An 11914-nucleotide genomic window follows, 5' to 3' on the forward strand; every position below is an offset into this window, starting at 1 on the left:
CATGCACCTCTTACTCATGTTATGCCCGAACACAAAATTTCTGACACCCTCAGCGCCGCCCGCGCGGCGCTTCGCGGGTAAACCCGCTCCTACAGTCTATTTCGGGCCAATGTCTCCTGCCACCATTCGTGCGCGGCCCTTGTTCGTCCCATTCGACATCGCGTCGTACAAACCACAATGCCTTAGGGTTGATTGGCCCGAAACAGACTGTAGGAGCGGGTTTACCCGCGAAGCGCCGCGCGGGCGGCGCTCGATCCACGCGCCCCTACAAATCCAAAGCCCTCACCCCCGCGCCAACAACGCCCACAACCGCGGATCCTCGAAATCGTCAACCACCAACCCAGCCCCCGCAGCCAGCAACCGTTCCTCGGTCTGGGTCGTGGCCAGCCCCACGGTGAAGATCCCCGCCGCACTCGCCGCGCGTACCCCCGGCAGCGAATCCTCGAAGGCCAACGCCTGCTCGGCCGTGGCGCCCAGGCGCTGCAAGCCGGTCAGGTATGGCAACGGATCGGGCTTGGGTCGCGCCAGCTCTTCGGCCACCAGCACATGCTCGAAGCGCGTGCCCAGGCCCATGGCCGCGAGCATGTGCTCGGCGTTCAGGCGCGGCGCATTGGTCACCACGCACATGCCCAGCGCCCTGGCCTCGGCATGTGCCAGCAAGCGCAGCAGGCCCGGCATCGGCTCGAGCACCGACGCCAGTTCGCGGAACAACGCCTCCTTGCGCTCGGCCAGGGCCAGCCGTTCAGCGACGCTGGCGGCGGGGAACAGCTCGGCGAACAACGCCCCATTGGCCTGGCCGCTGACCTGCGTATCGAACTGCGCCTGGGTCAGTTCGCGACCGTCATGGTCATGCAGCAACTGGCGGAAGGCCTGCAGGTGCAGGGTATCGGTGTCGGTCAGGGTTCCATCGAGGTCGAACAGCAGGGCGGTCAGCATCGGGCATCCAGGCAAGAAAAAACGATTCACCCAGGGATGATAACCAAAGCAGACGATGAAGGGGGCTATTCAGTGTGCGCCGAAAAGAGTACAAATGTACTCCATGAGCACATTGACCCCCAAACGCCAGGCGATCCTCGACTTCATCCGCGAGCGCATCGCCGACCACGGCCAGCCGCCGAGCCTGGCCGACATCGCCACGCGCTTCGGCTTTGCCTCGCGCAGCGTGGCCCGCAAGCACATCACCGCGCTGTGCCAGGCCGGCTATATCGACGTCACGCCCAACCAGGCGCGCGGCATCCGCCTGGCCGAGCCCCTGCGGCGCCCGGAAATCCTCGAAATCCCCGTACTCGGCCAGGTCGCGGCCGGTGCGCCGATCGGCCCTGACCTGGGTATCCACGAGCAACTGCTGATCGACCCCAGCCTGTTCCGGCGGACCCCGGACTACCTGCTCAAGGTGCGCGGCGACTCGATGATCGACGACGGCATCTACGATGGCGACCTGGTGGGTATCCGCCAGCAGGCCGATGCACGTGACGGCCAGATCGTGGTCGCCCGGCTCGATGGCGAGGTCACCATCAAGCGTCTGCAGCGCCAACCCGGCGGCTACCGGCTGTTGCCACGCAACCCGGCCTATGCCCCGATCGATGTCGGCCCGGAGCGCGACTTCTGCATCGAAGGCGTGTTCTGCGGCCTGCTGAGGCGTGACTGATGGGCGCGGTCGTCGACCTCGATCGGCTGCTCGACCAACGCCAGGTATGGCGTGGCCGGCAAGCTCAGGTGCGGCCGCAAGGGCTGCAGCCCACCGGCCATGCCGAACTCGACGCGCGTCTGCCCGATGGCGGCTGGCCCGCTGCTGCACTGACCGAACTGCTGCTGGCCAGCCCCGGCTGCGGCGAGCTGCAACTACTCTGGCCCTCGTTGGCGCGGCTCAGCGCCGAGGGCGGCCGGGTGGTGCTGGTGGCGCCGCCCTTCATTCCCTACGCGCCGGCCTGGCAGGCGGCGGGGGTCGACTTGCGCTGGCTGGTGCAGGTGGAGGCCGAGCAGGCCGATGCCCTCTGGGCCGCCGAGCAGTGCCTGCGTTCGGGCAGTTGCGCCGCCGTGCTGTGCTGGCCGGCGCGTGCCGACGACCGTGCACTGCGTCGCCTGCAGGTGGCGGCCGAAACCGGCCAGGCCCTGGCCTTCGCCTGCCGCCCGCAACAGGCGGCGCACAATCCGTCGCCAGCGGCGTTGCGTATCGCCATCGACACCCGGCCAGCACAGTGGCGGGTACTCAAATGCAAGGGAGGCCTGCCGCCGGCCGGGGCCATCCCCTGCCCGGGGCGAGGCTGATGCCCTATGCTCTGGGCTTGCATACTCCTGCCGCAGCTGGCACTCGACTCGGTCCTGCGCGAGCGTGCCGATTCCGATAGTCCACTGGTACTGGTCACTGGGCCGACCCAGCGTCGTGTGCTGCAGGCGGTCAACCCGGCTGCCCAGGCCCTGGGGCTGCGTGCGGGGCAGACGCTCACCGCCGCCCGTGCCCTGGCCGATGGCTTCACCTGCGTCGAAGTCGAGCCGGCGCGCATCGCGGACCTGCAACGACTGCTGGCCGCCTGGGCCTACCGCTACAGTGCCCAGGTCAGCTTGCATTACCCCCGGGCCTTGTTGCTCGAAGTGGGCTCGAGCCTGAAGCTGTTCGGCCCTTGGCCGGCGTTCGAGGCGCGGCTGCGTCAGGAGCTGACCGAGCTGGGATTGCGCCAGCGCATCGTGCTGGCCAGCAACCCGGTGGCTGCTCGCATGCTCGCCAACGCTCACGATGGTCTGGCCCTGACCTGTGCACAGCAGACACGCGAGAGGCTGGCGGGCATGCCCATCGAGCGCGTGGGGCTGCCGCGCGAAGCTGCCGAGGCTTTGTCACGCATGGGGTTGCGCCGGCTCGGTGAAGTCCTGGCCTTGCCCCGCGACGCCCTGGCCAAGCGCTTTGCCGCCCAGGTGCAACTGCACCTGGACCAACTGCTCGGCCTGCGCAGCCTGGGGCTAGACTTCTACCAGCCGCCGGACCGCTTCGAGGCTCGGCTGGAGTTGAATTTCGACGTCGAATCGCACCAGGCGCTGCTGTTCCCGCTGCGTCGCCTGCTCAACGACCTGGCGGCCTTCCTCGCGGGGCGCGACTGTGGCGTGCAGCGCTTCTGCCTGCACCTGGAGCACGCCGAGGGGCCGGACACCTTGCTCAAGGTCGGGCTGCTGGCGGCCGAGCGCGATGCCACGATGTTGTTCGAACTGGCCCGAGGGCGGCTCGAGCCGCTGCAGATTCCGGCGCCGGTGCGCAATCTGCGCCTGGTGGCTGACGACCTGCCGCCGTTCGTGCCGCAGCACAAGGCCCTGTTCGACCCGCGCGGCCAGCAGTTGCAGCCCTGGGAGCAACTGCGCGAGCGCTTGCGTGCACGCCTGGGCGATGACGCCGTCAAGGGCCTGCGCGCCGAAGCCGACCACCGCCCCGAATGCGCCTGGCAGGCCACGGAGCAGGGCGGCCCGGGCGTGTCGCCGGTGCTGCCAGGCAGCCGCCCTGGCTGGTTGCTGCCGGCGCCACAGGCGCTGGGCGAGGGCGGCCATCGCCTGCTCGGGCATGCCGAACGGATCGAGTCCGGCTGGTGGGACGGTGGCGATGTGCGGCGCGACTACTACCGCATCGAAACCCGCGAAGGGCTGCGTGGCTGGGCCTATCGCGACCTTGCCGCGCCAGGGCCCTTGTGGCTGCAAGGGTGGTTCGCATGAGTGCGATGGGCTATGCCGAGCTGCACTGCCTGTCCAATTTCAGCTTCCAGCGCGGCGCCTCGAGCGCCGACGAGCTGTTCCAGCGTGCCCAGGAGCAAGGCTACCAGGCCCTGGCGATCACCGACGAATGCACCCTTGCCGGGATCGTGCGAGCCTGGCAGGCGGCCAAGGCGCATGGGCTGCAGCTGATCGTCGGCAGCGAGGTGCGCGTGCACGACGGCGCGAAACTGGTGTTGCTGGTGGAAAACCTGGCCGGTTACCAGAACCTCTGCGCCTTGATCACCCGGGCCCGGCGCCGGGCTGAAAAAGGCCACTATCAACTGTTGGCAGACGACCTGCACGCGCACCACGAGGGCCTGCTGGCACTGTGGGTCGCCGATCCGGGCAGCGATGTCAGCACTGGCCAGGCCTTGCAGGCACTGTTCGGCGAGCGCCTGTGGCTGGCCGTGCACATGCACCGTGGCAGCGACGACGCGCAACGCCTGGCGCGGGTGCGCGGGTTGGCGGCGCAGTTGGGCATCCGCGCCGTCGCCTGTGGCGATGTGCACATGCACGTGCGTGGCCGCCGGGCCCTGCAGGACTGCATGGCCGCCTTGCGCCAGCACTGCGCCGTGGCCCAGGCGGGGCGCTACCTGTTCGCCAACGGCGAGCGCCACCTGCGCAGCCGCGAGCAACTGGCCGAGCTGTATGCGCCAGACCTGCTGGCCGAGACCCTGGTGATCGCCGAGCGCTGCCGGTTTGACCTCGGCGAGCTGAAATACCAGTATCCCCGCGAACTGGTGCCAGAGGGCCACACGCCGGCCAGCTGGCTGCGCGAACTGTGCCAGCGTGGCTTGCCGATGCGCTGGCCGCAGGGGGCCAGCGAGAAGGTGCGAGCGGTACTCGAAGGGGAGTTGGCGCTGATCGAGGAACTGGGCTACGAAAGCTATTTCCTGACTGTTCACGATATCGTCGCCTACGCCCGGGGCGAGCACATTCTTTGCCAGGGCCGTGGCTCCGCAGCCAACTCGGTGGTGTGCTTCGTGCTGGGCATCACCGAACTCGATCCCATGCAGCACCGCCTGTTGTTCGAGCGTTTCCTGTCCCGCGAGCGCAACGAGCCGCCGGATATCGACGTCGACTTCGAGCATGACCGGCGCGAGCAGGTGATCCAGTACGTATTCCGCCGTTATGGCCGGCATCGCGCCGCGCTGACGGCGGTGGTCAGTACCTATCACGCGGCTGGCGCGGTGCGCGATGTGGCCCGTACCCTGGGGCTGCCGGCCGACCAGGTCGATGCCCTGGCCAAATGCTGTGGGCGCTGGAGCGACCGTATTCCCGATGCCCAGCGGCTGGCCGAGGCCGGTTTCGAAGCGGACAGCCCCTCGCTGCGGCGCATCCTGGTGCTGGCGGGGCAGTTGATCGGCTTCCCCCGGCACCTGTCGCAGCACCCGGGTGGCTTCGTCATCTCCGAGCAGCCGCTCGACCGACTGGTGCCGGTGGAAAACGCGACGATGGTCGAGCGTACGGTCATCCAGTGGGACAAGGACGACCTGGACATGGTCGGCCTGCTCAAGGTCGATGTGCTGGCTTTGGGCATGCTCAGCGCCCTGCGCCGCTGCTTCGAGCTGGTGCAGCGCCATCGCGGTCGGCAACTGACCCTGGCCAGCATTCCCGCCGAATGCCCGGCCACCTACGCGATGATCAGCCGCGCCGAGACCATGGGCGTGTTCCAGATCGAGTCGCGGGCGCAGATGGCCATGCTGCCGCGGCTCCAGCCACAGACCTTCTACGACCTGGTGATCGAAGTGGCGATCGTGCGCCCCGGGCCGATCCAGGGCGACATGGTCCACCCGTTCCTGCGCAGGCGCCTGGGCGAAGAGCCGATCAGCTATCCGTCAGCCGCGCTCGAGGAAGTGTTCGAGCGCACCCTGGGCGTGCCGTTGTTTCAGGAGCAGGTCATGGAGCTGGCCATGGTCGCCGCCGACTACAGCCCAGGCGAAGCCGACCAGCTGCGCCGCAGCATGGCCGCCTGGAAGCGCCACGGTGGCCTCGAACCGCACCGCTTGCGGCTGATCCAGGGCATGCTGCGCAACGGTTACGACCAGGCCTTCGCCGAGCGGATCTTCGAGCAGATCAAGGGCTTCGGCAGCTATGGCTTCCCTGAGTCTCACGCCGCCAGTTTCGCCCTGCTGTGCTACGCCAGCAGTTGGCTCAAGTGCCACGAGCCGGCGATCTTCACCTGCGCGCTGGTCAACAGCTGGCCGATGGGCTTCTACAGCCCCGACCAGTTGCTACAGGAGGCACGTCGCCAGGGCATCGAGGTGTACCCGGTGGATGTGTTGCACAGTGAGTGGGACTGCACCCTCGAGCCAGACCCAGCCGGTGATCTGGCGATTCGCCTGGGGTTGCGGCAGATCCGCGGCTTCGTCGAGGACGATGCCCGGCGTCTGCAGCAGGCGAGGGCGCAGCGCCCCTGGCGGGATGTCGAGGACCTGTGCCTGCGTGCCGGGCTCGACAGCCGCGCCCGTGCCCGCCTGGCCGATGCCGGCGCCTTGCGTGCGCTGGCCGGCAATCGGCACCAGGCGCGCTGGCAGGTGGCGGCGGTGCAGCCGCAGCTGCCGTTGTTCGCCGAGGTGGAGCCGGTGGCCGAAATGGCGGTAGCGCTACCGGCGCCGACGGTAGCCCAGGACCTGTACGCCGACTACGACACCCTGGGGACGACCTTGGGCCCGCATCCGTTGACGCTGCTGCGCACTCGGCTGCGCGCACTCGGTTGCCGCAGCTCGGCAGAGCTTGTCGATGTGCAGCATGGCGATGCCATCGCCGTGGCTGGCTTGGTGGTGGGGCGTCAGCGCCCACAAACCGCCAGTGGGGTGACCTTCGTGACCCTCGAGGACGAATTCGGCATGCTCAACGTGGTGGTCTGGCGTGACCTGGCCGAGCGGCAGCGCCAGGCCCTGGTGGGCTCGCAGCTGCTCAAGGTGAGCGGGCGGTTGGAGCAGGAGAATGGGGTGCGCCATTTGATCGCGCGGCGGCTCGATGATGTCAGCCCGTTGCTGCAGGGGCTGGATGTGCGTAGCCGGGATTTTCACTGAGGTCGCGGGCCTCATCGTCGGCAAGCCGGCGATGAAACCCACGCGGTCGATCAGACCATCGCCAGGTGCTGCTTGCGCGTCGGCGCAGGGAACGCCCGGTCGATGGCGCGCAGGTCCTCGCTGGTCAGGGTCAGGGCGCCGGCTGCCGCATTCAGGTGCACGTGCTCCGGCGACACGGCCTTGGGAATGGCGATCACGTCCTGGTCACGGGTCACCCAGGCCAGGCTCACCTGGGCCGGGGTGGCGCCGTGGCGTTCGCCGATCTCGGCGAGCACCGGGTGCTTCAGCAGCGTGTGGCCAGCCTGGGCCAATGGGCAGTAGGCCATGGTCGGCAGGGCATGGCTTCGGCTCCAGGGCAGCAGGTCGAACTCGATGCCACGCTGGGCGGGGTTGTACAGCACCTGGTTGGTGGCGCAGGCCGGCTCGTGCAGCTCGCGCAGGTCATCGACGTCGAAGTTGGAGACGCCCCAGCGACGGATCTTGCCTTGCTCGCGCAGGCGCTCGAAGGCCTCGACGGTTTCCTCCAGCGGGTACTGGCCGCGCCAGTGCAGCAGGTACAGGTCGATGCAGTCGGTGCCCAGCCGCGCCAGGCTGCGCTCGCACGCGGCCGGCACGCCGCGGCGGCTGGCGTTGTGCGGGTAGACCTTGCTGACCAGGAACACCTGGTCGCGGCGCCCGGCGATGGCTTGACCGACCACCTCCTCGGCACCGCCTTCGGCGTACATCTCGGCAGTATCGATCAGGGTCAGCCCTCGTTCGATGCCTTGTTGCAGGGCTTTCACCTCGGCGGCCCGGCGACCTCGGTCCTCGCCCATGTACCAGGTTCCCTGGCCGATGGCCGGTACCTGGGTGTCTGCCAGTTTCACGTAGCGCATGTCACCTCCGGTATGTGGATATGGGTCAGCAGTACTTCCAGCAGCGCCTGGGCTGCGGTGGACAGCGTATGGTCGCTCAGGGCGATCACGCCGATGCGCCGCTCGACGGTCGGCTCGACCAGTTTCACGCAGCGGGCGCCCAGCTCCTGCATCTGGTCGATGCACAGCGCCGGTACCGCGCTCACGCCCAGGCCGCTGGCGACCATGCGGCCAACGGTCGCCAGTTGATGGCTCTCGAACGCCACCGTGAGCTTGCCATGCCGCGCCGCGACGTTCTGCTCCAGCAGCAAGCGTACCGCCGACGGCCGCTGCAGGGCGACGAAGTCCTCGGCCAGCAGTTGCGCCCAGCTGGCCTGGGGTAGCAGGGCCAGGGGCGAATCGGCGGGCACCACCGCGACGAAACGGTCGTTGTACAGCGGATGAAAGCGCAAGCCCTCGGTGTTGTCCGGCTCGAAGCCGATGCCCAGTTCGACGCGGCGGTGGCGCACCAGTTCCAGCACCTGCTCGTTGATCACGTCGTGGACGGTGACGTTGACCTTCGGGTAGCGCTGGCGAAACACCTTGAGCCCATGGGGCAGCAGGTTGCCGGCGAAGGCCGGCATGGCCGCCACCGAGACCCGGCCCAATTGCAGGGTGAAGCGCTGGCGCAGCATTTCCTCGGTGTCGTCCCAGTCGGCCAGCAGGCGCCGGGCCAGCGGCAGCAAAACTTCGCCCTCGGTGGTGAGGCTGACGCTGCGGGTGGTGCGGGTGAGCAGGGCGCCGCCGAGGTTTTCTTCCAGGGCCTTGATGGTCAGGCTCAACGCCGGTTGCGAGACATGCAGGTGCTCACCTGCCTGGGCAAAGCTCTGGTACTTGGCCACGGTGACGAAGGCGCGCAGTTGCTTGACGTTCATGGCAGGTCCAATCGTTGTTTTGTAAAAGTTATCAATCGATGACGAAAACAAAATTAACAAATCAGTCGCCAGCGGTGAAGATGCCAGCACACGCTCGCCGACAGCCTCGTCGGTTAAACAACTACAAAAGGCGGATCAGCATGGCCGGACTGGACAAGCGCGTAGCAACCTATGAAGAGGCCCTCGAAGGCCTGACCGACAACATGACGGTACTGGCCGGCGGCTTCGGCCTGTGCGGCATTCCCGAAAATCTCATTGCCGAGATCAAGCGCCGTGGCGTGAAAGGCCTCACGGTCGTGTCCAACAACTGCGGCGTCGACGGCTTTGGCCTGGGCGTGCTGCTCGAGGACCGGCAGATCCGCAAGATGATCGCTTCCTACGTGGGCGAAAACGCCGAATTCGAACGCCAGTTGCTCAGCGGCGAGCTGGAAGTGGAGCTCACCCCGCAAGGCACCCTGGCCGAGAAAATGCGCGCCGGCGGTGCCGGTATCCCGGCCTTCTTCACCGCCACCGGCTACGGCACTCCGGTTGCCGAAGGAAAGGAAGTGCGCGAGTTCAAGGGCCGCCAGTACATCCTCGAAGAAGCCATCACCGGTGACTTCGCCATCGTCAAAGGCTGGAAGGCCGACCACTACGGCAACGTGGTGTACCGCAACACCGCACAGAACTTCAACCCGCTGGCCGCCACCGCCGGCAAGATCACCGTGGTCGAGGTCGAGGAAATCGTCGAGCCCGGCGTACTGCTGCCCAGCGAGATCCACACCCCTGGGATCTTCGTCGACCGAGTGATCGTCGGTACCTTCGAAAAACGTATCGAAAAGCGCACCGTCAAGGCCTGAGCGCCATCCATCAGAACAACAAAGAGATCCTGACCATGGCACTGACCCGCGAACAGATGGCACAACGTGTGGCCCGAGAACTCCAGGACGGCTATTACGTCAACCTCGGCATCGGTATCCCGACCCTGGTGGCCAACTATGTCCCCGCCGACATGGATGTCATGCTCCAGTCGGAAAACGGCTTGCTCGGCATGGGCGAGTTTCCTACCGAAAGCACCATCGATGCCGACATGATCAACGCCGGCAAGCAGACGGTCACCGCCCGCCGCGGTGCCTCGATCTTCGACTCGGCGCAGTCGTTCGCCATGATCCGTGGTGGCCATGTCGACCTGACCGTGCTGGGCGCCTTCGAGGTCGATGTGCAAGGCAACATCGCCTCGTGGATGATCCCCGGCAAGCTGGTCAAAGGCATGGGTGGGGCGATGGACCTGGTGGCGGGTGCCGAAAACATCATCGTCACCATGACCCACGCGTCCAAGGATGGTGAGTCCAAGCTGCTGCCCCAGTGCAGCCTGCCGCTGACCGGCGCCGGCTGCATCCGCAAGGTGCTGACCGACCTGGCCTACCTCGAGATCGAGGACGGCGCTTTCATCCTGCGCGAGACCGCGCCAGGGGTGAGCGTCGAAGAGATCATCGAAAAGACCGCCGGCAAGCTGATCGTGCCGGACGATGTGAAGGAAATGACCTTCTGACATAACGGGCACCACATACCCCCTGTAGGAGCGGGTTTACCCGCGAATGCATCGGGCCTGGCAACTATGTTTTGCCGGCTGGCGCATTCGCGGGTGAACCCGCTCCTACAGGGTTTTTGTGTTTTTCCCCGTATTGTCGTTCCAACCATAAGACCAAGAAAGGAATGTACTGTGGCCGCTGAAATTCAAGACAGCCGCTCCGCCCGCTTTGCCCTGCGCTGCTCCAACTGGGCCGAACGCTGGTTCCCCGACTCCTGGGTGTTCGCTGCCCTGGCGGTGCTGCTGGTGTGCATCGGCGCCCTGGCCATGGGCGCCAAGCCTCTCGACACTGCCAAGGCCTTTGGCGACGGCTTCTGGAGCCTGATCCCGTTCACCATGCAGATGGCCTTCGTGGTCATCGGCGGCTACGTGGTCGCCAGCTCGCCGCCTGCAGCGCGGCTGATCGACCGCCTGGCGCGGATTCCGCGCAACGGTCGCTCGGCGGTGTGCTGGGTGGCGCTGATCTCGATGCTCGCTTCGCTGCTCAACTGGGGCCTGTCGCTGGTGTTCGGTGGCCTGCTGGTTCGTGCCCTGGCGCGCCGCACCGACCTGAAGATGGACTACCGCGCCGCCGGTGCCGCGGCCTACCTGGGCCTGGGCGCCGTGTGGGCACTGGGCCTGTCGTCGTCGGCCGCGCAGTTGCAGGCCAACCCGGCCAGCCTGCCGCCGTCGATCCTGTCCATCACCGGGGTGATCCCGTTCACCGAAACCATCTTCCTCTGGCAGTCCGGCGTGATGCTCGGGGCGCTGGTGGTGGTCTCGCTGGTGATCGCCTATGCCACCGCACCTGGCCCCAACAGCGCACGCAGTGCCCAGGATTGCGGCGTCGACCCAAGCTTTACCGCGCCACCGGCGCCCAAGCGCACCCGCCCGGGCGAATGGCTGGAACACAGCCCGCTGCTGATCCTGTTACTGGTGGCCCTGGCTGGCGGCTGGCTGTACCAGGAGTTCGCCACCAAACCGGCAATCACCGCGATCTCCGGGCTAAATACCTACAACCTGCTGTTCATCATGCTCGGTGCCTTGCTGCACTGGCGCCCGCGCAGCTTCCTCGATGCCGTGGCCCGCGCCGTGCCGACCACTACCGGGGTATTGATCCAGTTCCCGCTGTATGGCTCGATCGCCGCCATCCTGACCACGGTCAAGGGCATCGACGAGCAGACCCTGGCTCACCATATCTCGCTGTTCTTCACCCAGATCGCCACCCATGACACCTATGCCGTGTTGATGGGCGTGTATTCGGCAGTGCTGGGCTTCTTCATCCCATCGGGTGGTGGCAAGTGGATCATCGAGGCACCCTACGTGATGCTGGTGGCCAACGATCTGCAGTACCACCTGGGCTGGGCAGTGCAGATCTACAACGCCGCCGAGGCGCTGCCGAACCTGATCAACCCGTTCTACATGCTGCCGCTGCTCGGCGTGCTGGGGCTCAAGGCGCGCGACCTGATCGGCTTCTCGTTCGTGCAACTGCTGGTGCATGTGCCGCTGGTGCTGGTGTTGTTGTGGGCGCTGGGGGCGACGTTGCAATATGTGCCACCGGTGATGCCATGAGTTAAGGTTTTGGCTTGAGAGGTGTGACGCTGCGTAGATCGCGCGCCGCCCGTGCGGCGCATCGCGAGCTGCGCTCGCTTACGTTTGTTTCTGGCCAATCATGCCTGTGGGATTTGCGCGCGACTGCCTTAGTGCCCGCCACGATATTGCGGTGGGCAGTATGCGATACCGCGTCGTACGAACTAGGCGGTCGCGAGCGTCTGTCACTGACGTTACTGGCCAGAAACAAATGTAGGAGCGAGCGCAGCTCGCGAT

The 11914-nt window shown here is 66.7% G+C and carries 10 protein-coding genes; 7 read left to right on the top strand and 3 right to left on the bottom strand.

Going from position 1 to position 11914, the window contains the following annotated elements:
- Window positions 1-282: 282 nt before the first annotated feature.
- A complete protein-coding gene (locus IAE37_RS28170; protein WP_201178725.1) occupies window positions 283-936 on the bottom strand; it encodes an HAD family hydrolase in 654 nt (217 codons plus the stop codon).
- 94 nt (window positions 937-1030) lie between these two features.
- Here IAE37_RS28170 and lexA point away from each other — a divergent pair, with 94 nt between their 5' ends.
- The 4 genes from lexA to IAE37_RS28190 are packed head-to-tail and all read left to right on the top strand — an operon-like array spanning window position 1031 to window position 6770.
- Window positions 1031-1648, top strand: coding sequence for a transcriptional repressor LexA (gene lexA / locus IAE37_RS28175; protein ID WP_201178726.1), 618 nt, complete (start codon window positions 1031-1033; stop codon window positions 1646-1648).
- On the top strand, window positions 1648-2268 hold the full coding sequence (gene imuA, locus IAE37_RS28180) for a translesion DNA synthesis-associated protein ImuA (RefSeq protein ID WP_201178727.1): 621 nt from the start codon (window positions 1648-1650) through the stop codon (window positions 2266-2268). The genes lexA and imuA overlap by 1 nt, the downstream gene beginning before the upstream one ends.
- A 6-nt stretch (window positions 2269-2274) precedes the next feature.
- Window positions 2275-3693: a Y-family DNA polymerase gene (locus tag IAE37_RS28185; RefSeq protein WP_201178728.1), complete on the top strand. Its 1419-nt coding sequence runs from the start codon at window positions 2275-2277 to the stop codon at window positions 3691-3693.
- The gene (locus tag IAE37_RS28190; protein ID WP_201178729.1) at window positions 3690-6770 is read left to right on the top strand and encodes an error-prone DNA polymerase; all 3081 of its coding nucleotides are present in this window, start codon (window positions 3690-3692) and stop codon (window positions 6768-6770) included. The genes IAE37_RS28185 and IAE37_RS28190 overlap by 4 nt, the downstream gene beginning before the upstream one ends.
- Before the next feature lie 50 nt (window positions 6771-6820).
- Here the strand turns inward: IAE37_RS28190 and IAE37_RS28195 are convergent, their stop codons facing one another.
- Window positions 6821-7645: an aldo/keto reductase gene (locus IAE37_RS28195; protein WP_201178730.1), complete on the bottom strand. Its 825-nt coding sequence runs from the start codon at window positions 7643-7645 to the stop codon at window positions 6821-6823.
- Complete coding sequence (locus tag IAE37_RS28200) at window positions 7633-8538, bottom strand: LysR family transcriptional regulator (RefSeq protein ID WP_201178731.1); 906 nt, start codon at window positions 8536-8538, stop codon at window positions 7633-7635. The genes IAE37_RS28195 and IAE37_RS28200 overlap by 13 nt, the downstream gene beginning before the upstream one ends.
- A gap of 140 nt (window positions 8539-8678) precedes the next feature.
- Between IAE37_RS28200 and IAE37_RS28205 the strand changes: the two genes are divergently transcribed.
- The 3 genes from IAE37_RS28205 (at window position 8679) to IAE37_RS28215 (ending at window position 11659) form a co-directional block, all read left to right on the top strand.
- Window positions 8679-9377 (top strand): CoA transferase subunit A, encoded by a 699-nt coding sequence (locus IAE37_RS28205; RefSeq protein ID WP_201178732.1) that lies wholly within the window; start codon window positions 8679-8681, stop codon window positions 9375-9377.
- A 35-nt stretch (window positions 9378-9412) separates the two neighbouring features.
- Entirely contained in the window at window positions 9413-10069 is a 657-nt protein-coding gene (locus IAE37_RS28210; protein ID WP_201178733.1) for a CoA transferase subunit B, read from the top strand.
- 171 nt (window positions 10070-10240) lie between these two features.
- Entirely contained in the window at window positions 10241-11659 is a 1419-nt protein-coding gene (locus IAE37_RS28215) for a short-chain fatty acid transporter (RefSeq protein ID WP_201178734.1), read from the top strand.
- Window positions 11660-11914: the final 255 nt, after the last annotated feature.

Origin of the sequence: Pseudomonas sp. S31 (assembly GCF_016648105.1) — a bacterium.
Classification (GTDB): Bacteria; Pseudomonadota; Gammaproteobacteria; order Pseudomonadales; family Pseudomonadaceae; genus Aquipseudomonas.

Bases quoted from the DNA above. Each gene is read 5' to 3' on its own strand.
- IAE37_RS28210 (WP_201178733.1), top strand. From the start codon at position 9,413: ATGGCACTGACCCGCGAACAGATGGCACAACGTGTGGCCCGAGAACTC.
- IAE37_RS28170 (WP_201178725.1), bottom strand. From the start codon at position 936: ATGCTGACCGCCCTGCTGTTCGACCTCGATGGAACCCTGACCGACACC.
- IAE37_RS28185 (WP_201178728.1), top strand. From the start codon at position 2,275: ATGCTCTGGGCTTGCATACTCCTGCCGCAGCTGGCACTCGACTCGGTC.
- IAE37_RS28200 (WP_201178731.1), bottom strand. From the start codon at position 8,538: ATGAACGTCAAGCAACTGCGCGCCTTCGTCACCGTGGCCAAGTACCAG.
- IAE37_RS28195 (WP_201178730.1), bottom strand. From the start codon at position 7,645: ATGCGCTACGTGAAACTGGCAGACACCCAGGTACCGGCCATCGGCCAG.
- imuA (WP_201178727.1), top strand. From the start codon at position 1,648: ATGGGCGCGGTCGTCGACCTCGATCGGCTGCTCGACCAACGCCAGGTA.
- IAE37_RS28190 (WP_201178729.1), top strand. From the start codon at position 3,690: ATGAGTGCGATGGGCTATGCCGAGCTGCACTGCCTGTCCAATTTCAGC.
- IAE37_RS28205 (WP_201178732.1), top strand. From the start codon at position 8,679: ATGGCCGGACTGGACAAGCGCGTAGCAACCTATGAAGAGGCCCTCGAA.
- lexA (WP_201178726.1), top strand. From the start codon at position 1,031: ATGTACTCCATGAGCACATTGACCCCCAAACGCCAGGCGATCCTCGAC.